The organism is Streptomyces sp. NPDC002537 (assembly GCF_053594975.1).
In genome coordinates, this window is the sequence record NZ_JBSFWT010000008.1 from 50,783 (window position 1) to 72,392 (window position 21,610).

The 21,610-nt window shown below is 71.9% G+C and carries 19 protein-coding genes; 14 read left to right on the plus strand and 5 right to left on the minus strand.

Features of this window, described 5'->3' with window-relative positions; all coding sequences use genetic code 11:
- Nucleotides 1-345: 345 nt before the first annotated feature.
- Both ACWD4A_RS05975 and ACWD4A_RS05980 read left to right on the plus strand, forming a co-directional pair.
- Nucleotides 346-696 carry a hypothetical protein gene (locus ACWD4A_RS05975; protein ID WP_451189995.1) on the plus strand — a complete coding sequence of 117 codons (351 nt, stop codon included), beginning with the start codon at nucleotides 346-348 and terminating at the stop codon, nucleotides 694-696.
- 330 nt (nucleotides 697-1,026) lie between these two features.
- Nucleotides 1,027-1,179 (plus strand): hypothetical protein, encoded by a 153-nt coding sequence (locus ACWD4A_RS05980; protein WP_451189996.1) that lies wholly within the window; start codon nucleotides 1,027-1,029, stop codon nucleotides 1,177-1,179.
- Nucleotides 1,180-1,542: 363 nt separating this feature from the next.
- Here the strand turns inward: ACWD4A_RS05980 and ACWD4A_RS05985 are convergent, their stop codons facing one another.
- Entirely contained in the window at nucleotides 1,543-3,174 is a 1,632-nt protein-coding gene (locus ACWD4A_RS05985; protein ID WP_451189998.1) for a S1C family serine protease, read from the minus strand.
- A gap of 258 nt (nucleotides 3,175-3,432) precedes the next feature.
- On the opposite strand from ACWD4A_RS05985, the gene ACWD4A_RS05990 reads away from it, so the two are divergent.
- From ACWD4A_RS05990 to ACWD4A_RS06000, 3 genes are all read left to right on the plus strand, one after another.
- Entirely contained in the window at nucleotides 3,433-4,257 is an 825-nt protein-coding gene (locus ACWD4A_RS05990) for a glycerophosphodiester phosphodiesterase (RefSeq protein ID WP_451190000.1), read from the plus strand.
- A 229-nt stretch (nucleotides 4,258-4,486) separates the two neighbouring features.
- Nucleotides 4,487-4,912, plus strand: a complete 426-nt coding sequence (locus tag ACWD4A_RS05995; protein WP_451190002.1) for an ATP-binding protein — start codon at nucleotides 4,487-4,489, stop codon at nucleotides 4,910-4,912.
- Between the two features lie 524 nt (nucleotides 4,913-5,436).
- Nucleotides 5,437-6,405 carry a DUF5926 family protein gene (locus ACWD4A_RS06000; protein WP_451190005.1) on the plus strand — a complete coding sequence of 323 codons (969 nt, stop codon included), beginning with the start codon at nucleotides 5,437-5,439 and terminating at the stop codon, nucleotides 6,403-6,405.
- A gap of 441 nt (nucleotides 6,406-6,846) precedes the next feature.
- Here ACWD4A_RS06000 and ACWD4A_RS06005 read toward each other — a convergent pair whose 3' ends face one another.
- Complete coding sequence (locus tag ACWD4A_RS06005) at nucleotides 6,847-7,470, minus strand: hypothetical protein (protein ID WP_451190006.1); 624 nt, start codon at nucleotides 7,468-7,470, stop codon at nucleotides 6,847-6,849.
- A 363-nt stretch (nucleotides 7,471-7,833) separates the two neighbouring features.
- Nucleotides 7,834-8,553 carry a bifunctional DNA primase/polymerase gene (locus ACWD4A_RS06010; RefSeq protein WP_451190008.1) on the minus strand — a complete coding sequence of 240 codons (720 nt, stop codon included), beginning with the start codon at nucleotides 8,551-8,553 and terminating at the stop codon, nucleotides 7,834-7,836.
- A gap of 820 nt (nucleotides 8,554-9,373) precedes the next feature.
- Here ACWD4A_RS06010 and ACWD4A_RS06015 point away from each other — a divergent pair.
- A complete protein-coding gene (locus tag ACWD4A_RS06015) occupies nucleotides 9,374-10,936 on the plus strand; it encodes a PP2C family protein-serine/threonine phosphatase (RefSeq protein WP_451190011.1) in 1,563 nt (520 codons plus the stop codon).
- Nucleotides 10,937-11,085: 149 nt separating this feature from the next.
- Nucleotides 11,086-12,549, plus strand: a complete 1,464-nt coding sequence (locus ACWD4A_RS06020) for an aminopeptidase P family protein (RefSeq protein WP_451190013.1) — start codon at nucleotides 11,086-11,088, stop codon at nucleotides 12,547-12,549.
- 45 nt (nucleotides 12,550-12,594) lie between these two features.
- On the opposite strand, the gene ACWD4A_RS06025 is transcribed toward ACWD4A_RS06020, so the two are convergent.
- Complete coding sequence (locus tag ACWD4A_RS06025) at nucleotides 12,595-13,368, minus strand: SDR family oxidoreductase (RefSeq protein WP_451190016.1); 774 nt, start codon at nucleotides 13,366-13,368, stop codon at nucleotides 12,595-12,597.
- A 188-nt stretch (nucleotides 13,369-13,556) separates the two neighbouring features.
- On the minus strand, nucleotides 13,557-14,036 hold the full coding sequence (locus ACWD4A_RS06030) for an ATP-binding protein (protein ID WP_451190019.1): 480 nt from the start codon (nucleotides 14,034-14,036) through the stop codon (nucleotides 13,557-13,559).
- Between the two features lie 212 nt (nucleotides 14,037-14,248).
- Here ACWD4A_RS06030 and ACWD4A_RS06035 point away from each other — a divergent pair, with 212 nt between their 5' ends.
- The 7 genes from ACWD4A_RS06035 to pheA all read left to right on the plus strand — a co-directional run bounded on the left by ACWD4A_RS06035 (nucleotide 14,249) and on the right by pheA (nucleotide 21,389).
- Complete coding sequence (locus ACWD4A_RS06035) at nucleotides 14,249-15,037, plus strand: hypothetical protein (RefSeq protein ID WP_451190021.1); 789 nt, start codon at nucleotides 14,249-14,251, stop codon at nucleotides 15,035-15,037.
- 179 nt (nucleotides 15,038-15,216) lie between these two features.
- A complete protein-coding gene (locus tag ACWD4A_RS06040) occupies nucleotides 15,217-15,948 on the plus strand; it encodes a YcnI family copper-binding membrane protein (RefSeq protein ID WP_451190022.1) in 732 nt (243 codons plus the stop codon).
- Nucleotides 15,949-16,046: 98 nt separating this feature from the next.
- On the plus strand, nucleotides 16,047-16,700 hold the full coding sequence (locus tag ACWD4A_RS06045) for an SCO family protein (protein WP_451190024.1): 654 nt from the start codon (nucleotides 16,047-16,049) through the stop codon (nucleotides 16,698-16,700).
- A complete protein-coding gene (locus ACWD4A_RS06050; protein ID WP_451190026.1) occupies nucleotides 16,700-17,176 on the plus strand; it encodes a copper chaperone PCu(A)C in 477 nt (158 codons plus the stop codon). Before ACWD4A_RS06045 ends, ACWD4A_RS06050 begins: the two co-directional genes overlap by 1 nt.
- 6 nt (nucleotides 17,177-17,182) lie before the next feature.
- A complete protein-coding gene (locus ACWD4A_RS06055) occupies nucleotides 17,183-19,108 on the plus strand; it encodes a copper resistance CopC/CopD family protein (protein ID WP_451190028.1) in 1,926 nt (641 codons plus the stop codon).
- Nucleotides 19,108-20,346 carry an iron uptake transporter deferrochelatase/peroxidase subunit gene (efeB, locus tag ACWD4A_RS06060; protein ID WP_451190030.1) on the plus strand — a complete coding sequence of 413 codons (1,239 nt, stop codon included), beginning with the start codon at nucleotides 19,108-19,110 and terminating at the stop codon, nucleotides 20,344-20,346. Before ACWD4A_RS06055 ends, efeB begins: the two co-directional genes overlap by 1 nt.
- 107 nt (nucleotides 20,347-20,453) lie before the next feature.
- Complete coding sequence (pheA, locus tag ACWD4A_RS06065; protein ID WP_451190135.1) at nucleotides 20,454-21,389, plus strand: prephenate dehydratase; 936 nt, start codon at nucleotides 20,454-20,456, stop codon at nucleotides 21,387-21,389.
- Nucleotides 21,390-21,610 lie beyond the last annotated feature (221 nt).

The window sequence follows — 21,610 nt, forward strand, 5'->3', positions numbered from 1 at the left end:
GCGCCCGCGCTCTGACGATCACCCGCCACGTGTGCCTCCCTCAGCCGTCGCGGACAGGTACCACGCTATGGATGTTCGAACCTCCGCCAACAAGGTCGCGCCACCGCGGGGCTCCGGCAGCACCGGACGGTTGGGGGCGTGGTCCTGACGGTGGGGCTCGCTGGGCGGTTCGTCGCGTCGGAAGGTGGCGCGCTGAGCGGCCGGGGGGCGCCGCTGAGCGGGGCGGAGACAGGAGCGGGCGGCGGCCACGGGCCGCCAGCGCGCGGGCCGCGCCAGCGGACCGCCTTGAACAAGTACAGAAACTCTGAACAGCCTGCTCGCCCACCGGGAGTTCCCGAGGGCCCAATGATGGTCCGCACGCACATCAAGACGTACGGCGTCGCCCCCGACGGCCGAATCTTCCGCGCCGCACGCGGCGGTTGGGTCCGCTCCACCGAATACTGCGAACTGTGGCAGACCGCCCGCGAAAAGGTCCTCACCCCAGAGGAGTTGAAGACCCCCCTGGCCGACGTGCCGTACGCCCTCCGCCACGCCGGAATCTCCCTCTGGCTCAAAGCCGGAGTCGAACCAGCCGAAGTGGCCCGACGAGCGGGCCACAGCATCGCCGTCCTGTACCGCTTCTACGCAAAGATCATCCGAGGCATCCAGCAGAAAGCCAACGAACTCATCGACCAGGCCCTCAACGCCGCCTCCTGAACACCGACTCGCACAGCTCCTCTCCGACCGTCCCGATACGGCCAGAGGGGAGCTTTTGCGTTGCTGGTACGACGAGCCGCCCCCCATTCCTCCGGGACAGGTGGCCGGTGTTGTTGACGCGTCCACGTACAGGTCAGTCGCCCGAGCCGTCGGGCAGAGTCTGTTCTCGCGCATTCGCATCGGGCCCGATGCGAACATGCCACGGCCGGAATAGCCTTGGAAGCCTTCGGGAGACGTCCCCCGTTTGGGGTATCTGGGCAGGAAAGTCGCGTGCCGGACCGCTTTTCTGGGGAGGGGCGAAGTTCACCCGATCGCTACAAGGAGACCGCAATGAGCGTGTTGGACAAGCTCAAGGGGCTGCTGAAGGGACGTGAGGAGCAGGCCACTGACGTCGCCGCTGCTGCCGACGAGAAAGCCGAAGGCGAGGACAGCGGCCAGGGGTTGGGCCAGTCCGACCAGGAAACTCAAGAACCGCCAGCGTAGGTAGATCATGGACCCGCCCTCGGCAGTACCTGGTGAGCCGAGAACGGTGTGCTAGAGGCTGCGAGCGGACACACGACCACCCGGAACCTTGGTCCGCACGCGCCGGTCAGACCTGGGAAGCAGGCGGTACGAGGTGAGGCGCGCCCCCACGCGAAAGGGGTGCCCCATCCCGGGACACCCCTTTTGACCTGCATCAACGCAGCACTGGCGGAGACTGTGGGATTCGACCCCACGGTGACGTTGCCGCCACTACGGTTCAAGACCGTCCCCTAGGCCGCTCGGCAGGCTGTCCCTGCACCGCCCACCCGGAGCGATGCAGGGACAGCCTGCCGTCTGCCCATTTGCCATATGGGGAGCCGGGTTTCAGCTGCGGTCGCCCTCGCGCTGGCCCAGGGTGATCTCCGTGGTCGCCTGCTTGCCGTCGCGGGTGTAGGTGACCGTGACCTTGTCGCCGGGACGGTGCGTCCAGATCTCGCTGATCAGGGTGGCGCCGCTGTCGATCGCGGTGTCGTCCAGCTTGGTGATGACGTCGCCGGCCTTCAGCCCGGCCTTGTCGGCCGGGCCTCCGGGGGCGACGGCGGGCGTGCTGCTGTCGCCGCTGGAGGCGATCTTGGCGCCGTTGCCGCTCTCCCGTGTGTTCAGCGTGGCGGAGATGACGGGGTAGATCGGCTTGCCGGTCTTGATCAGCTGGTCGGCGACGTTCTTGGCCTGCTTGATGGGGATCGCGAAGCCGAGGCCGATGCTGCCCGCCTGGCCGCCCTGGCCGCCGAAGCCACCGCCGTTGTTGGCGGACTGGATGGCGGAGTTGATGCCGATGACCGCGCCCTGCGCGTTGAGCAGCGGGCCGCCGGAGTTGCCCGGGTTGATCGAAGCGTCGGTCTGCAGGGCGCTCATGTACGAGGCGTTGCCGCTGCCGCCGCCGTCGCTGGAGGCCACCGGACGCTTCTTGGCGCTCACGATGCCCGTGGTGACCGTGCCGGACAGGCCGAAGGGCGCGCCGATCGCGATGGTCGCGTCACCGACGGCCGTCTTGTCGGAGTCGCCCAGCGGGATGGGGTTGAGGGTGGCGCCCGACGGGTCCTTCAGCTTGATGACGGCCACGTCGTAACCCTGCGCGCGGCCGACCACCTCGGCGTCGTACTGCTTGCCGTTGGAGAACGTGGCCGTGAGCTTGCCGCCGCCCTGGGCCGCCGACGCGACGACGTGGTTGTTGGTCAGGATGTGGCCCTGCTTGTCGTAGACGAAGCCGGTGCCCGTACCGCCCTCGCCGCCACCGCTCTGCGCCTCGATGGTGACGACGCTCGGCAGCGCCTTGCTCGCGATGTCCGCCACGGAACCGGGCGTGCGGCTCTCCACCTTCGGGTCACCGGTGGAGGAGACGGTCGTCGACCCGTCGCTGTTGCTGTCGGCCGCCCAGTAGCCGATGCCGCCGCCGATGCCACCCGCGACGAGCGCCGCGGCCACGACGGCCGCGACGAGCCCCCCCGCGCGCTTGCGGGCCGGGGGGTACGGCGTGGGCGCCCCCCATGAGCCGCCCACGCCGGTCGGACCGACGGGCCCCATCGGCCCGCCACCGTACGGCTGCGGACCGGGCCCGGCGCCGTACCAGCCGCCCTGCGCCCCCGGCTGCCCCGGCGCGGCACCCGGCATACCGGCCTGCGCGTACGCGGCGGCCTGCTGCGGAGGCGCGGCGGGCGCTTCGGGGACGGCGGGAGCCGCGGGGGTCCCGGGAGCGGCCGCGGGCGCCTCCCCCGCGCCGACGGACGGAAACTGCGCCGTCTCGGCGGGAGCGGCGGCCGGTGCCTCGACCGGAGCCGGAGCCGGAGCGGGGGCCGACGCCGGAGCGGCGGGAGCCGCGTCCGACACCTCGCCCTGCGCGGGCGGAGCGCTCGGTACGGCTGGAACGGGGCGCTCCGGCTCTGCTGCCGGCGCCTGCGACGCCATACCCGGGCCGGGCGCAGGCGGAACGGCGGCGCCCTCGTTCTCGGTGCTCACAGCTCTCTCCTCATCACGTGCATCGTCAGGTGCACATCAGTGTCATGCGCGACGCGGGGTCATGGCCAGGGCTACGCCCGCATACCGGTGCCGCGCAACGCGCCCGTGCCATGAAGCGTGCCTGATACCAGCTTTTCCCATGGCACGTCAGACCACCGTAAGCGGAGCCTGTGCGCACACCGATCGCCCTTTATTTCAGGGCAGACCGGACGAAGAGCGCGCATGCGCGATTGTGCCAGGCGGTGGCACCATAACGCGGTGACCTATGCGCACCCGGCCCGGGACCTTCGCCCCGAGCGCCACCCGCTCGCCGTCGTCGCCCACCGCGGAGCCTCCGAGGATGCTCCGGAACACACGCTGTCCGCCTACCGCAAAGCGATCGAGGACGGCGCCGACGCGCTGGAGTGCGACGTACGGCTCACGGCCGACGGCCACCTGGTCTGCGTCCACGACCGCCGCGTCAACCGCACCTCCAACGGACGCGGTGCCGTCTCCTCCCTCGAACTGGCCGACCTCGCGGCCCTCGACTTCGGCTCCTGGAAGGGCAAGGCCACCGACGAGGAGGAGCCCGACACCGACGCCACCTCCGTCCTCACCCTGGAGCGGCTCCTCGAACTCGTCGCCGACGCGGGCCGCCGGGTCGAGCTGGCCATCGAGACCAAGCACCCGACCCGCTGGGCGGGCCAGGTCGAGGCGAGACTGCTCGACCTGCTCAAGCGCTTCGGCCTCGCCGAGCCGCCCGCCGACGAGCCCTCCCGGGTGCGGGTGATGAGCTTCTCGGCCCGCTCCCTCCACCGCGTGCAGGCGGCCTCGCCCGCCATCCCGACCGTCTACCTGATGCAGTTCCTCTCCCCCCGCTACCGCGACGGACGCCTGCCTCCGGGCGTGCGGATCGCCGGTCCGAGCATCCGGATCGTGCGGAAGGACCCCGGCTACGTGGCACGGGTGCACCGCGCCGGACACCAGGTGCACGTCTGGACGGTGAACGACCCCGTCGACGTCGAACTGTGCGCCCGGGTCGGAGTCGACGCGGTCATCACCAATCGCCCCAAACAGGTGCTCTCGCAGCTCCGGCGCCCGTAGCGCCATTACATGGAGTGCACCGGCGCGTTCGGTGCGTGTTCGACGGATATGAGTGCCTCACCGTCTCCGGGATGGCCGGTTTCCGGTCCAGTCCATTGGGGCATCCATCCCCTGACGTGGGGCAAAGGAGGTCTCGGGGGTGGCGTTGGTGGTGGCACAGGAGGTGCCCACGTCGTCGATCATGGCCGTACCCCATGGTCCAACCGGTGTGGGCCAGGCAAGACACCGGATGCGTGAGGATCTGCGCATCAGCGGGGTGGCGGATTCGGTCATCGACGACGCCGTACTGATTCTTTCGGAGCTGCTCAGCAACGCGTACCGGCACGGACGCCCGCTGAGCCCGGCGAACGGCGACAGAGACGGGGAGGCTGACGGGGGGATACGCGCCGCCTGGAGAGTGGACAAGCACGGTCGGCTCACGGTCGAGGTCACGGACGGGGGCGGCCCGACCCGGCCACTTCCGGCCACACCTTCGGTGACCGCACGCGGGGGCCGCGGCCTGAACATCATCAGCGCCCTCTCCCAGGACTGGGGCGTACGGGACGCCTGCGACGAAGTGACCGTATGGGCCACCCTCTCGGCGCGTGACAGCTTCAGCACGCGGATCGAGCTGGCGCCCGACATGGCGTTCACGGATATCGACGAGCTGACATAACGACGATGCAACGCGCGTAGAACGTTGCGTTCGCCGACCCTTGGGGGCGCTGTTCCGAGCGCGCCCGGTACGGCTGGTGCGCCCTGCGGTACGGACGCGAAGCGTCCGTGGTTCGCGGCACCCCATCACCACTGGCCGCACCCTCACGACTGCCGTCGACAGTCGACATACGGCTTTCCCTCCGGGGCCCGTCCGCCCCTTCCTTCCCCCCAGCCCCGCCCCGAACCGCGCTCCGCGCGGTGTCCTCAAACGCCGGACGGGCTGGATCTCGCGGCTCGTTACAGCCACTGCGGCCTGCCCGGAGGGCCGCGAGCACGAGCCGGCGCAGCCGCTGACCGCGACCCGCGGTGCGCCCACTTGCCGTCCGGGCAACAAATCCAGCCCGTCGGCGATCGAGGACGCGGCCGCAGGCCGTAAGGCGGCCGCACCCGTGTAACCCGGTGTGACGTCCTCCGCCCAGGCCCGTCCGGCAAGGACTAGGCTCACCGCACACATTCCGCACCCCAACGGGAGAACCGCACGCCATGGCCAAGAAGCGCCGACCCCAGACCAAGGCCGCCACGCCGCAGGCCGTCGACGGCCCGATTCCCGTCGTCGGCGCCCGTGAGCCCTGCCCGTGCCAGTCGGGGCGGCGTTACAAGGCGTGCCACGGCCGGGAGGCCGCGCACTCGGTGGCCGAGCTCGTGCAGCGGCCTTTCGAGGGGCTGCCGAGCGAGGCCGACTGGGTCGCGCTCCGCGAGCTCGTGCCCGCGGCCACCGTGGAGCTCACCCTCAAGGACGGGCTGCCCGAGGGCGTGCCGTCCGTGACGCTGGCCACCGTGCTGCCCATGGCCTGGCCGGCCCTGCGCCGCGACAACGGCGCCGTGCTGCTGGGGCTCCAGAACGACACCGCCTCCGGTGACCTCAGCCGCGACCTGGCCCACACGCTCCAGCGCGCCCTGGAGGCCGAGCCGGGCAGCCCCGTCGCCGCCGAGCGCGTCGGCACCGACGGGCCGCGCCTGCAGGACCTGCTGGCCCCGGAGGGCCCGTTCGAGCCGGCCGTCCACACGGGCTTCGAGTTCTGGGTGGAGAACGCCGAGAACGCGACCGGCGAGGTCGCCGCCTCCCTGGACCGGGCCAACGCCGCCGCCATCCCGACGGTCCGGCTGTCCGGCGTCGACGCCGCGTACTGGTGCGAGACGCCGGAGAAGAACCACCTGCGCTGGGTCATGACCCACCCGGAGGAGAAGCTGCTGGACGCCCTGGCCCGGCTGTACGTCGCGGGCGCGGCCTCTCTCGGCGAAGGGACCCGCCTGGTGGGCTCGTTCCGGGCGCACGGGCTGACCGTCCCGGTGTGGGACCTGCCGAGCGCGATGCGCGCGGAGGACATCGAGAAGCCCGCCGCGGCCTTCGCCGAGCGGCTCGCCGCCGCCCTCGCGGACGGGACGCCGCTGACGGCCGACGAGCGTCGGGCACGCGGCGGCCTCACCAGCCGCCAGGTCACGCTCAACTGACCGGACCGCCGCCCGGGAGTGGACAAGGGGGCGAGCAGGGGAGCGCTCCCCTGCCCGCCCCCTTGCCGTGCGCCCCTGTGCGCCCCTCCGGCCGACGCATGCAATCGGTCTGCGCCCCCGTCCGTCATCCGGCTGCGCTCCCCTCCGCCCGTCCGTCCACACGCCGGTCGACACATCGGTCCCCCCGGAACCGGCACGGTCCACGGCGCAGGGTGCGGAGGGGATGATTCCGGGCCTCTGACGGCGCCATTTGCGTGACTCCTGTCACAACTCCCGCTGTCAGGCCGGAAATACGCGTCCGGAAATCCACGATCGAATTTGCGAACGGCCGATCTCTTGTTACCGTTCTAGGAGCCCGGTCGCTGGTGCATCCCCCGTCGCCAGCGACCGGGCGTTTCCATGCCCGCGTTCGCGCCCGGCGCCGCCGCCCGCGAGCGGCGGCTAATCCGCCTGGTCCCCCGGCGAGTTGCTGCCGGACCGGAGCAACAGCTTCCCGTCCGCCGAGGCGATCTCCGCCACCGCCGAGTACGCGTCGAGAGCCCGCTGGTCGCGCCCGGTCCGCCCGTGCGGCGTCTCGCACCCGTCGGGATCGTCCGAGGGGCCCATCCGGCAGTGCACTTCGACCGTCCGGCCGTCGGGGTCCATGAGCGTGAGCACGGCCGCCAGCGGGCCGCCTGTGGCATTGCGGAAGTACGTGCGCGCCCAGGTGTCCGCCCCCTGCCGCAGGACGCACGTCTGCGCCTCCACGCCTTCGGGTGCGGCGAGTTCAGGACCGCAGCGCGCGGAGTCCCGCACACCGCTCCCGCCGACACGACCGGAACCGGAAGTTCCGAGTCCGTCGAGAGTGGCGGACGGTTCGGCGGAGGACGTGTCCCCGGAGGCGTTCCCCGCCTCGGCGAGCGGCACCGACGTCCGTGCCCCCGCGCCCCGCGTCCCGCCGCCGAGGGCGCCGGTGGCCCGGCCGGTACCGCGCGGGGACTTCTCCGTCCTGGTGGCGGGGCCCGCCGTGGCCGCCGCCAGCGGCAGCACCACGGCCAGGGCGGCCACGCTCGCGAGCGCGACCATCCGAAGATTCGCCGCTCGCTGCTGAGACGCACTGGGCTCTCCGGGCACACCGGACGGACGCTCCATAAGGACCACCTGCAACTCGCCGCGAAACGCTGAAGATGCGGGGACGGTTCCCGATACCCCGCCGGGCCGACGGCGCCCGGCATCATCCGGCGCAGGCCCTCACCCGAACATAGCGGGCAGGACGGCGCCCTCCGGGCGGCCGCGCGGCGGTTACCGCCGTTCTCGGAGCGGCTTACACCCGTAAGAGTGAGAGCGCGTGCGTCTCCCGTCCGTACGCGCTCTCATGCTTCCCCGTTGACCGGCCGCCCCTCGAAGGGGGCGCCTGCGGCCCGTACGGCCGCGACCCCGTGTCCCGCGTCAGTACGCGAGCTTGCTGCCGCCCCCGGACGTGCCCGCGCTCTCCGCGACGAGGACGTCGACCACAGTGGCGATGTCCGGCAGCCACGGCCGGGCGGACGTCTTCGCGCGCTCCCGGTCCCCGCGCGCCGTACGGGCCGGGACGGCGGGCTGCGGCGCCCGCTCCCAGCGCACCCTGCCCGCCCCCGTGGACGACGGCGGCAGGGCCACGTAGCCGCCCTCACCGTGGAAGCGCAGCGAACCGGGCACCCAGTCCTGGCTGTGCAGCAGCTCGCCGAGGACCTCCAGGGAGTAGGGCGCGACCAGCAGCGCCCAGCGCGTGGGTGTGGCGACCACGGGCCCGAGGCGCACGCCCGCGCGGTCGAAGGCCGCCAGGGAGCGCGCGGCCGCCACGGCGGGCAGGCTCACCGCGCAGGGCGCGCGGCCGCCCGTGGCGAGCACGACGGGTGCGTCGGGACGGTTGGTCCACCACCAGCGGACCATCCGGGCGTCCGTGGTCGCCGCCAGCAGACCGGGGTCGAACGGGTGGGCGCCGGGAGCGGCGCAGTCGGGGTGCGGGCAGGCGCATTCGCGCTCGCGGCCGCCGCCGGCCCGCAGCCCCACGCCGGGGAGCACGGGCCACTGCCACTCCGTGGCATAGGCCAGGGCCGCGGTGACCACCGCGGACCGGCCGCCTCGCCGAAGCGAGAGCTTGCGTCGCCTTCCGAGGATCTCGCGCATGAGCGCTCGTTCCTTTCCGTAAACGCCGAAGTCGGGGCCCCTGCCGGAGGGCAGGGGTCTGATCGCACTGGGTGGAACTTTCCTGAACTGCGTGAACTCGCTGGACTTGCGTGGCACTGCACAGAACTGCCGGGACTGCGTGGGCCGTGCGGACTGCGTGGCATTGCGATGGCACTGCGTCGGACTGCGTCTGAACTCCATGGCACTACGGGCCCGACATCGCGCGCTGCTCAACACGCCGTGGCTCTTTCGAGGCCGGCACACCACGTGGATCAAAAGTCACTGCATGTGCAACGCAGCGCATCACGTCACGGGTGGAGCGTGAAACCTGGCGGGGGGTGGCGCGCCTATGGCGCTTTGTGCCGAGCCGCTGCACCCCTCGTCCTGCGACACGGGTTGCCCCACGCCCTCGGGGGCGGGCGCGGCCTCGCGGATGTAGACGCTCGGGCCCGCCGCGGGGTTCCCGGGGCGGCCCCAACTGCCCCTGCCCTCCTCCGAGTACGTACCCACCGGGGTGGATATGACGCGCTGTCGAGCAACGCCAGTCGACCTCAAATCCATGTCCTCGGGACCATTTTCCGGCCAACTTTGAAACCCCATAGACACCACCAATCCCACCGGCTCGATGCTGGACATCGGCTTACCCGGGCGTGTACATGTGGAGCACTGATAGCACGCAACACGACAGGGGGTTTGCGATGCTATTGACGAAAAAGCACAGGCCAACCAGCAGGTCAAGAGGTTTCGGCGAGATGCTGCGCGAGCCGTTCCGGACCCCTGCCCCCCACATCCCCGCGCGGTCCGCACCGGGCAGACGGCCATGACGACGCCCCACCTGCCGAAAGTGGCCGGAATCAACCCTCCGCTCCCCGCGCCCTCGCACACTCCGCCACCCGAGTCCACCGCCCCTTCCGCCGACCTCGCCTCCGCCGCTCCTCCCGAACCGCCCGGCGCCCCCGGCTCCGCCGGCCCCTGTGACCCGGACGCCCCGGGCGGCGCCCCGGTCCCGGCGCCCAACGCCCTCGTGCAGGACCGCCTCGCGGGCTGGATCTCCGACCTCACCACCCTCCAGGAACTCACCGAGCGGCTCGCGCGGACCGGGACCCTCGACGCGGCGCTGCACGAGGTGCTGAGCGCCGGTTCCTCACTCGTCGGCGCCCGCCGTGGGCTGGTCACCCTCCAGCCCGCCCACGGGCCCGGCCGCGACCGCCCCACCACCATCGGGCTCGGCCTGGGCCACGCCGACCTCGGGCACATCGAGACCATCCCGCACGAGGCCCCCGCGCCCCACCGGCAGGCCGACCCGCAGGAGCCGGCCGGCCGGCCCGACCCCGCCTCGTACGGCCGCCTCTTCGACGACCTCCCGCCCGCCGGGAACCGCGCGGGCGTCGCCCACCCCGACATCTCCGCGGACGAGGAGCTCACCCCCCGCCACCGCGAGGTCGCGGCCCGCCTCGGGTACGGCGCCAGCTACGCCGTACCGCTGGAGTCCGAGGCCGCCGGGCGCATCGGCGCGGCCGTATGGCTCTACGACGAGCCCGCCGAGCCCAGCGAGCGGCAGCAGCATCTCGTCGGCCTCTACCGCGACTACGCCACCGAGCACCTCGCCCGCCACCTCGAACTCGCCGAGGCCCGCGCCGCCGTGGCCACCCTGCGCGAGGAGCTGCTCCCGCGCAGGCTGCCCCGCATCCCGGGGGTCCGGCTCGCCGTGCGCCACCGGTCGGGCCCCCACGGCGGCGGCGACTGGTACGACGCGCTGCCGCTGCCCGAGGGCGCGCTCGGCCTGGCAGTGGGCGGAGTGACGGGTTCCGGGCCCGGCGCCGTCGCGGCGATGGGCCGGCTGCGGGCCTCCCTGCGGGCGTACGCCGTGATGGAGGGCGAGGATCCGGTCGCCGTCCTCTCCGACCTCGAACTGCTGCTGCGGCTGACCGAGCCCGCGCGCACCGCCACCGCGCTCTTCGCCTACTGCGAGCCGTCCACGGGCGCGGGCGGCCGGGGCGGCAAGGTCGTGCTGGCCGGTGCCGGGCACTGCCCGCCCCTGATCGTCGGCGAACGCCGCGCCGAGTACGTGGAGACCTCCCTGTCCGCGCCGCTCGGCATGCTCGCCTGCTGGGAGGCACCCAGCGTGGAGATCACCCCCGGCCCCGGGGAGACGCTGCTCCTCTACAGCGACGGGCTGCTGCACCGCACCGGCGTCCCGATGGACCGGGCGTTCGCCCGGCTGCACAAGGCCGCCGCGGGTGTGCCGCGGGCCGCGCTGCGCGACCCCGAGACCGTCGTCGACCACATCCTGCGGACCCTGCTGCCCTCCGGCGGCGACGAGGACGCCGCCGGGAGCGACAGCGGCGAGGACGTCGTCCTCCTTGCCGCGCACTTCGAATGACCCTGCCCGGCCGGTAGCCGTCCGCCGTACGCGATCGGCCTTCTGCGCCCGTCTCCGTTCAAACCTCTGGTTCGCGGGCTTCCCGACCGCTTCTCCTTGTTTTTTCCTCGCACATACGATGGAGACGGCCCAGTCCGAGGAGGAGAGCAGTGACCGAGCAGCAGCCCGCGCCCGAGAATCCCGAAGGTGACGAGCCCATCAAGCAGCGGAAGAACGGTCTGTACCCCGCCGTCTCCGACGAACTCGCCGAGAACATGAAGTCCGGCTGGGCCGACACCGAGCTGCACGACCTGCAGCCCATCGCCCAGGCCCCGGACACCGCCCGCCGCCGCGCCGCGCTCTCCGCGCGCTTCCCCGGCGACCGCCTGGTGATCCCCGCGGGCAACCTGAAGACCCGCTCCAACGACACCGAGTACAGCTTCCGGGCGTCCACCGAGTACGCGTACCTCACCGGCGACCAGACCCAGGACAGCGTGCTCGTCCTGGAGCCCACCGGCGCCGAGGGCCACGAGGCCACCCTCTACCTGCTGCCCCGCTCGAACCGCGAGAACGGCGAGTTCTGGCTCGACGGCATGGGCGAGCTGTGGGTCGGCCGCCGCCACAGCCTCACCGAGGCGGCGACGCTGTACGGCCTGCCCTGCAAGGACGTGCGCGAGCTCGCCGACGCGCTGGGCGCGGCCACCGGCCCCGTCCGCGCGGTCCGCGGCCACGACGCGGGCATCGAGGCGGCCCTCACCGACAAGGTCACCGCCGAGCGGGACGAGGAGCTGCGCGTCTTCATCAGCGAGCAGCGCCTCGTGAAGGACGCGTTCGAGATCGGCGAGCTGCAGAAGGCCGTCGACTCCACCGCCCGCGGCTTCGAGGACGTCGTGAAGGTCCTCGACAAGGCCGAGGCCACCTCGGAGCGCTACATCGAGGGAACGTTCTTCCTCCGCGCCCGCGTCGAGGGCAACGACATCGGCTACGGCTCGATCTGCGCCGCCGGTCCGCACGCCACCACGCTCCACTGGGTGCGCAACGACGGCCCGGTCCGCTCCGGCGAACTGCTGCTCCTGGACGCCGGTGTGGAGACCCACACCCTCTACACCGCTGACGTCACCCGCACGCTGCCGATCAACGGCACGTACACCGCGCTCCAGCGCAAGGTCTACGACGCCGTGTACGAGGCCCAGGAGGCCGGCATCGCGGCGGTCAGGCCGGGGGCGAAGTTCCGCGACTTCCACGACGCCGCCCAGCGCGTGCTCGCCGAGAAGCTCGTCGAGTGGGGCCTGCTCGAGGGTCCGGTCTCGCGCGTCCTGGAGCTCGGCCTCCAGCGCCGCTGGTCGCTGCACGGCACGGGCCACATGCTCGGGATGGACGTGCACGACTGCGCCGTCGCGCGCACCGAGGCGTACGTGGACGGCGTCCTGGAGCCGGGCATGGTGCTGACCGTCGAGCCCGGTCTCTACTTCCAGGCGGACGACACGACCGTGCCGGAGGAGTACCGGGGCATCGGCGTCCGGATCGAGGACGACATCCTCGTCACGGAGGACGGCAACCGGAACCTGTCCGCGGCGCTGCCGCGCACCTCGGCGGACGTCGAGACGTGGATGGCGGGCCTGAAGGCCGTCTGACACACGGAGTCCACGCGCTGACGGGCCGGGCCTTCGCCCGGCCCGTCAGCGCGTCGTGTACCCGCCGTTGACGAAGAGGGTCTGGCCGTTGAGCCACCAGCCGTCGGTGAGCAGGAACCTCACGTACGGGACGATGTCCTCGATCTTCGTCAGCTCGCCGTTCATCGACGAGGACTTGTGGAAGGCGATGGAGTCCTCCGTCTCCGCCGGGTAGAAGAAGCCGGTGTCCATCGGGCCGGGCGCGATGTTGTTGACGGAGATGTTCCGGCCGAAGAGTTCCTTGGAGAGCGCCCGCGTGAAGTGCTCGACGGGCGCCTTGCTGCCCGCGTACACCGAGTACAGGCCGGTGTACGCGGCGAGCAGCGAGGTCACGACGGTGACGATCTTCCCGCCGTCCTCGATCCGCCTGGCCGCCTCGCGCATCATGAAGTACGCCGCCTTGGAGTTGACGGCGAACATCCGGTCGTACTCCTCCTCCGTGACCTCGGTCATCGGCTTCTTGATCACCATGCCGGCGGTGTTCACCATGCAGTCGACCTTGCCGAACGCGGCGACGGCCACGTCGAAGAGCCCCTCGACCTCGGACACCTTGGTCAGGTCGGCCTCGTGCACCACCGCCTCGCCGCCCAGGGCCTTGACCTCCCCGGCGGTCTTCTCGGCCCCCTCCTTCGAGGACGGACTGTTGTAGTGGACGACGACGTGGGCACCGTCCGCGGCCGCCTCCTTGGCGATGAGGCCGCCGAGGTTCCTGGAGGCGCCGCCGATGACGACGACCTTGTCCTTGAGCGTGCGCTTGGGCAGGGGGACGGGTGTGGGCATGGAGCTCTCCTGAGGCGAGTGAAATGCCGGTATTGCCACGCTATGAGGAAATACCTGCCGTCGCCCGCGGATGAGACCCACACGGGCACGGGCCCACCCCTGGGCCGATCTCGGAGAACTACGGGGAACTCGGGGAACTCAGGGAACTTCCGGGAGTCACGGGGGACTACGGGGGCTGCCGGGGACGCTTACGACGCCCGGAGCAGCGCCGCGTCCTCCCGCCACTTGAGGATCTTGTCGAAGCTGACGACGGCGCCCTGCCTGCCCGGACGGTTGTGGACCCGGACGTGGTCGGTCAGCGACTCGATCAGGAAGAGGCCCCTGCCATGTTCGTCATGGGGAGGGGCCGTGGGCTGCTGCCTGCTCGCGCGGGGCGCGCCGGGGCGGCGGCGGTCGTGGCGGCGGGGCTGTTCGGGGAAACCCGGACCGGAATCGGTGACCTCGATACGGCAGGTGTCGCCGTCGATGAACGCCGTCACCAGATAGCCGGTGGAGGCATCGCCGCCGTGCTCGACCGCGTTGGCGCACGCCTCGCTGAGGGCGACCGACAGGTCGTAGGAGATCTCGGGGTCGACTCCGGCGGTGTCCATCGTGCCGACCAGCAGCCGCCGGGCGAGCGGAACACTCGCGGCCTCGCGCCGCAGATGGAGTGACCACCAAATGCTCATGCTCAGCCTCCTGGCCGCGGCTCGATATACCGATACGTATAGCCAGCGCCGCCGACCCGTAAGCCTGTGGGAAGTGTGAGACCGCTCATTCGGCCGACGCGCCCGGCGGGTGCATCGATGTATAACCTCGGCACCGCCGTGCGCCTGTGCGCCCCCTCTGAGCGCCCCCTGCCGTAGGGAAGGAGTAAGTCCGATGGGATGATGACGCAGCCATGCCTCACCCCGTCGCGCGCGCCGGCGCCGATCTGCGACTGTTCCGGGCCGCGGTGTTCACCGCGGTCTGTGTTCTGCTGTCCGCGGGCGGGCATGTGCTGGCCTCCTGCGCGAGCGTTCCGCTGTGGACGCTGTGCGCGGGTTTCGCGGGTGTGTTCGCCGCGGTCGTGCCGCTGGCGGGGCGGGAACGCTCGCTGCCGGGCATCGCGGCCGTACTGGCCGCCGGGCAGCTCGCGCTCCACACGCTCTTCGGGCTCGGTCAGCAGAGCGCCGGGACGACGCCGCGACAGGCGGGCTCCGACGGCCGGTTGATCACCTTCGCGGCGCGGCTGATCTGCAACCAGCCGCACCCGGCGTCGGCCGCCGAGGCGCGCCGCGTCATCACGGACGCCGGGCTCGACCCGTCCGTCCACCCCATGCAGATGCCCGCGCCGGTGCCCGCGGCGGCGAGTTCGCCGCTGGACGCGCTGCTGCCCTCGCTGCCGATGCTGCTCGGGCACCTGCTCGCGGCACTGGCCCTGGGCTGGCTGCTGCGGCGCGGTGAAGTGGCGCTGTGGCGCGTGGTCGGGCTGTCGGAGCGGTCGGCGCGCGGGGTCGCGGAAGCGGCGCTCGTACGGGCGTTGCGCGCTGCCTTCACGCTCGTTCGCGCGCTGTGCGACCGGACCGGCGTACAGCCCGTCGCGCCCGTCCGGAGGGCGTACGGCGAGGACGAGCGACCGGCGTCGGAGCCGGTGCTCCAGCACTTCGTGATCAGGCGGGGACCGCCGCGCTTCGCCCTCGCGGCCTGACGAAGCGACGCACTCCTGTGGTTCCGGCATGTCCGGTACCCGCTCCGGCACTTCCGGCATCGTGACGGCATCCCCATGTCGTTTGAAAATTCCGGCATTTCGGACAGGTGGGCGGTCGTGTTGTCGCCGCACGCGCGCCGTACACCCCTTTCGTCCCCTCCTGCCTGTGGAGTGTCCTCATGAACGCCAAGACCGCTCGGCCGCGCCGCCTCCCCGTCCTCGCCGGCCTCACCGCCGGTGGTGTCCTGCTGCTCGCCGGACCCGCCTTCGCCCACGTCAGCGTGCAGCCCGGCACCGCCGAGAAGGGCGGCTACAGCACCATCGCCCTCAAGGTGCCGAACGAGAAGGACAACGCCTCGACGGTGAAGCTGGAGCTCAGCCTCGACCCCAAGCACCCGCTCGCCTCGGTGATGCCGCAGCCCGTGCCGGGCTGGGACATCAAGGTCGAGAAGTCCAAGCTCGACAAGCCGGTGAAGACGGACGACGGGACGGTCGACGAGGCCGTCACCAAGGTCACCTGGAGCGGCGGCAAGATCGAGCCGGGCCAGTTCCAGCAGTTCCCGCTGTCTGTCGGCCAGCTGCCCACGGACACCGACGAGCTGGTCTTCAAGGCGCTCCAGACCTACTCCGACGACGAGGTCGTCCGCTGGATCGACCCGTCCAAGCCGAACGGCGAGGAGGCCGCGCACCCGGCGCCGACGCTGAAGCTCGTCGACAAGGCCGCTGCCGCCGGCAAGGGCGCGCAGAAGGCCTCCGACGACGACAAGGCCGCCAAGCCGGAGGCCTCGGCGGAGAAGGACGACAACGGTTCCTCCGACACCACGGCCCGTGTCCTCGGCGGCGTCGGCATCGTCGTCGGCATCGCGGGCGTCGCCTTCGGCGTGCTCGCCGGACGCCGCCGCTCCGCCTGAGCCGGACCGCTCGGGCCGCCGCGCACGCGACGGCCCGAGCCACGCGAACCGTACGCATGCAGGACCGGAAACCTACCGACCCCCTGGAGAAAAGCTCCATGCGCACCAAAACCCTGGGTGCGGCGCTGGCGATAGCCGCCGCGCTCACCCTCACCGCCTGTGGCGGTGGTTCGGGCGACGACAGCGACAAGCCCGTCGCCGACGTCTCCGCGGCCCCCAAGAAGGCCGCGATCACCCTGGACGCCCCGAAGGCCAAGCCGGACCTCGTCCTCACGGACACGTCCGAGAAGAAGTACGAGCTGGTCAACGAGACCAAGGGCCACCCCGTCCTGCTCTACTTCGGCTACACCTACTGCCCGGACGTCTGCTCGACCGTCGTCTCCGACATGGCCGCCGCGGCGAAGAAGCTGCCCAAGGCCGACCGGGACAACCTGAAGATCGTCTTCGTCACCACCGACCCCGAGCGCGACACCCCCAAGCGGATGCGCGAGTGGCTCGACGCCCAGGGCGGCCAGGACATCGTCGGCCTGACCGGCGACTTCGACACCATCCAGGCGGCCGCCAAGCCGCTCGGCATCCTGGTCGAGAAGGCGAAGAAGGAGAAGGACGGCTCCGTCACCGTCAGCCACGGCGCCGAGGTCATCGGCTTCTCGCCGAAGGACGACGGAGCCCACTGGATCTACACCGCAGAAACCACCGCAGCCCAGTACGCCAAGGATCTCCCGAAGATCGTCAAGGGGGAGAACCCGTGATGCGCAAGAAGACCGCCGCCACCGCCGCCGCCATGCCGCTCCTGCTCGCCGGGGGCCTGCTGCTGATCACCGGCTGCCAGTCCGAGAAGGACGCCCTGGCCTCGGACAAGTCCGACCTGTCCGTCAGCGGCGCCTACCTGCCGCAGCCCGCGATGACCGACATGGCAGCCGCGTACCTCACCGTCAAGAACGACGGCGGCAAGGCCGACCAGCTCACCTCGGTCACCAGCCCGCTCTCCGGTGACATCACCATGCACACCACCGAGGGCTCGCAGATGAAGCACGCGGGCAAGCTGGAGGTGCCCGCGAACGGCGAGCTGAAGCTCGCCCGCGGCGGCACCCACCTGATGCTCGGCAAGCTCGACCACAAGCCCCAGGTGGGCGAGAAGATCGAGTTCACGCTGCACTTCGCCGAGGCCGGCGCGGTGAAGATCCAGGTGCCGGTCGAGTCCACCACGTTCCGTCCCCAGGACTGACGTGCGATGAGGACCCCGACCACCGGGCGGCTGCCGGCCCTCCTCGGCATGCTGCTCGCCGCGCTGCTCTGCGCGCTCGGCCCCGGCGCGGGCACCGCGTCGGCGCACGCCGCGCTGACCGCCACCGACCCGGCCGACGGGTCGGTGGTCCCGGCCGCGCCCCGGCAGGTCGAACTCACCTTCTCCGAAGGTGTGCTGCTGAACGCCGACTCCCTGCGGGTCCTCGACCCGCAGGGGGTACGCGTCGACGAGGGCAGGCCCGCGCACGTGGGCGGCAAGTCCGCCACCGCGGCCGTGGGCCTGCGCTCCGGGCTCGGCAACGGCACGTACACCGTGGCCTGGCAGGCCGTCTCGGCGGACAGCCACCCGGTGGCGGGGGCCTTCACCTTCTCCATCGGCGCCCCGTCCAGGACGGCGGCGAAAGTGGCGACCGCCGAGATAGACCCGACCGTGGACACGCTCTACGGCATGGGGCGCTACGCGGCGTACGCCGGATTCATCCTGCTCGTCGGCGGCTGTCTGTTCGCCGGGGTGTGCCGCGCCTCGCGGTCCGTGCAGCGGATCGCGGTCGGCGGCTGGATCGCGCTCTTCGTCTCCACGGCCGCGCTGATACTGCTGCGCGGCGCCTATACGACCGGCAAGGGGCCCGGCTCCGTCCTGCAGCTCTCGCTGATCGGCGACGTGCTGGCCACCAAACCGGGGGCCGCGCTGCTGTCGCGGCTGCTCCTGCTGAGCGCCGCGGCCGTCTTCCTGGCCGTGCTCTTCGGCTCGTACGCCCGCGAGGACGACGGCCGGACGGCCGGCGAGCGCCGGGACGTCGCGTACGGGCTCGCGATCGGCGGCACCGTCGTCGCGATCGGGCTGGCGGCGACCTGGGCGATGGCCGAACACGCTTCCGCCGGGCTGCAGTCGTGGCTCGCGATGCCGGTCGACGTCCTGCACCTGTTGGGCGTCGCGGCCTGGCTGGGCGGCCTGGCCGCGCTGCTGGCCACGCTGTGGAACGGCGAGCCGGTCCCCCGCGCGGCCGTGCGGCGCTTCTCCCGGATCGCGTTCACCTCGGTGTGCGCCCTGGTGGCGACCGGGCTCTACCAGTCCTGGCGGCAGGTCGGCTCGTGGGGCGCGCTCACGGGCACGGAGTACGGACGCCTGCTGCTGCTCAAGGCCGGACTGGTGGCCGTCCTGGTCGGCATCGCGTACGTCTCGCGACGCTGGACGGAACGGCTCACCGACCGCACGGAGCCCGGGAAGGGCCGTACGGAACCGAAGAGGGCCCGTACGGACGCGACGAAGGACCGTACGGGGCCGAAGCAGCCCAAGGCCGCCGCGGCGAAGAGCGGCGACGTGCCCTCCCCCGAGCGCGCCGCCCAGCTCGCCCGGCAGCAGGCCGCGCTCGTCAAGGCGGCCGGGAAGCGGCAGCGCGACGCGGACGGGAGCCGCAGCGGACTTCGGCGTTCCGTCCTCGCCGAGACCGGCGTCGCCGTCGTCCTGCTCGCCGTCACCACGCTGCTCACCGGCACCCAGCCGGGCCGTGCGGTGACCGAGCAGAAGGAGGCGGCGGGCGGGGCCCGCACCACCGCCCCAGCCACCGCGGGGCCCGCCGAGGTCACGATCCCCTTCGACACCGGTGGTGCGAACGGGCGCGGCAAGGCCGCCGTCCGGATCGACCCCGCGCGTTCCGGCGACAACACTCTCGACGTCACCGTGACCGACCCCGCGGGCCGGGCCGTTGACGTGGCGGAGCTGGACGTGTCGCTCACCGAGACGCGGAAGAAGATCGGCCCGCTGCGCGCCCCGCTCCAGCACACCGCCACCGGCCGCTGGCGGGCCACCGGCCTCCAGCTCCCCATGGCCGGCGAGTGGCAGCTCACCCTGACCGTACGGACCTCCGACATCGACCAGATCACGGAGATCGGAAACGTGAAGATCAACTGATGGCTGAACAGACCGAAATGCACGGGATGAGCCGTAGACGGCTCCTCGGGACCGCCGGTGCCGCCGGAGCGGCCGGCCTCGTCGTGGGCGGCGCGGGCGGCGCGTTCGCCGCCGAGGCCGCCCGCGAGAAGCAGACGCCGCTCACCGGGGTCGGCTCCACGGCCGTACCGTTTCACGGGAAACATCAGGCGGGCATCGCCGACCCCGCCCAGGCGTGCGGTCACCTGCTCGCCTTCGACCTCGCGCCGGGGGCCGACCGCAAGGCCGCGGCGGCACTGCTGCGGCGCTGGTCGGCGACGGCCGCGGAACTGACGACGGGTGACGCGCCGAAGGGCGACGACACGGGCATCGCGCTCGACGCGGGCCCGTCCTCGCTGACCGTCACCTTCGGCTTCGGCCGCACCTTCTTCGACCGGACCGGGCTGGCGGACAAGCGCCCCGCCGCGCTGGAGCCGCTGCCCGCGTTCACCGCGGACGCGCTCGACGCCAAGCGCGGCGACGGCGACCTGTGGGTGCAGATAGGTTCCGACGACCCCCTCGTCGCCTTCCACGCGCTCCGGCTGCTCCAGAAGCAGGCCGGGGACGCGGCCCGGCTGCGCTGGCAGATGAACGGCTTCAACCGGACGCCCGGCGCCACCCGCAAGCCGATGACCGACCGCAATCTGATGGGCCAGATCGACGGCACGAACAACCCGAAGCCGACGGACCCCGAATTCGACGCCCGGGTGTTCGTGCCGGACGACTCGGGTGACTGGATGGCGGGCGGTTCGTACGCGGTCGTGCGGCGCATCCGCATGCTGCTCGACAGCTGGGACCACCTGTCGCTGGAACGGCAGGAGAGGGTGATCGGACGGCGCAAGTCGGACGGCGCCCCCCTGTCGGGCGGCACGGAGACGACGCCCGTGGACCTGGACAAGGTGGGCGAGGACGGCTCCCTCGCCATCGCCGGGGACGCGCATGTCCGGGTCGCGGCACCGGAGTCCAACCGGGGCGCGGCGATGCTGCGGCGGGCGTTCTCGTACCACGACGGCTTCCTGGACGACGGCGCGCCGGACGCGGGCCTGCTGTTCATCGCCTGGCAGGCGGACCCGCGCAGGGGGTTCGTCCCGGTGCAGCGGAAGCTCGACCGGGGTGACGGTCTCTCGCGCTTCCTCCGTCATGAGTCGAGCGCCCTCTTCGCCGTCCCGGGCGGCTGCGCGGAAGGCGAGTACGTGGGACAGAAGTTGCTGGAGGGGTGACCGTCGCCGTGGGGTGCCCTTTGGGACGGCCCAAGGGGCACCCGCACGGACCTGGGTAGTGTGGCGGAGCCCGCCCCGAACCCCCACCTCGAGGAGCGAAAAGCGTGATGTCGGCCAGTCGCTACACCTATCTCGGACCCGAGGGCACCTTCACCGAGGCCGCCCTGCGCACGCTGCCGGAGGCGGCCACGCGCGAGCTCGTGCCCATGGTCTCCGTGCCGGCCGCGCTGGACGCCGTGCGGAACGGGGAGGCCGCGGCCGCCCTCGTGCCGATCGAGAACTCCGTCGAGGGCGGGGTGACCGCGACCCTCGACGAACTGGCCACCGGCAGCCCGCTGATGATCTACCGCGAGGTGCTGCTCCGGATCGCCTTCGCGCTGCTCGTGCGCCCCGGCACGAATCTCTCCGACATCAAGACCGTGACCGGCCACCCCGTCGCCCAGCCGCAGGTGCGCAAGTGGCTCGCCGAGCACCTGCCGGATGCCCAGTGGGAGTCCTCCGCGTCCAACGCGGACGGCGCGCGGCTGGTACAGGAGGGCCGCTACGACGCGGCGTTCGCGGGGGAGTTCGCGGCGGCGACGTACGGGTTGGAGCCGCTGGTCAAGGACATCCACGACGCGAAGAACGCGCAGACCCGGTTCGTCCTGGCGGGCCGTCCGGCCCGCCCCTCGGCGCGCACCGGGGCGGACCGGACGTCGCTGGTCGTCTGGATCCGCGACGACCATCCGGGCGCACTGCTGGAGATGCTCCAGGAGTTCGCGGCGCGCGGGGTGAACCTGATGCGGATCGAGTCCCGGCCGACGGGCGAGGGCATGGGCCGCTACTGCTTCTCGGTGGACTGCGAGGGCCACATCACCGACCGCCGTATCGGCGAGGCCCTGATGGGCCTCAAGCGGACCTCCCAGAAGGTGCGGTTCCTGGGCTCGTACCCCAGGGCGGGCGCGACGGAGGCGATGCCCCTGCGGCCGGGGACCTCGGACAGCGAGTTCCTGGCGGCGGCGGAGTGGCTGGCGCGCTGCGCGGACGGCGGGACCGCGGAGTGATCCACAGAGTTATCCACAGGCCTCTCCCCGTCTGGGGATAAGTCGACAGATTGAGGCACCGAAAGGGCCCAGGAAATCGGTCAAGGTCGACAAATCGCTCTAACTACAGGGCCGCCATCCACAGCACCAAGGTTCACCCGGAGTGTGCACGACACCCTCGCCGATCAGGCGAATCGCGTCGAACGCCCCTTGAGGGCGAGCCATTATCACCCGAATGAGCG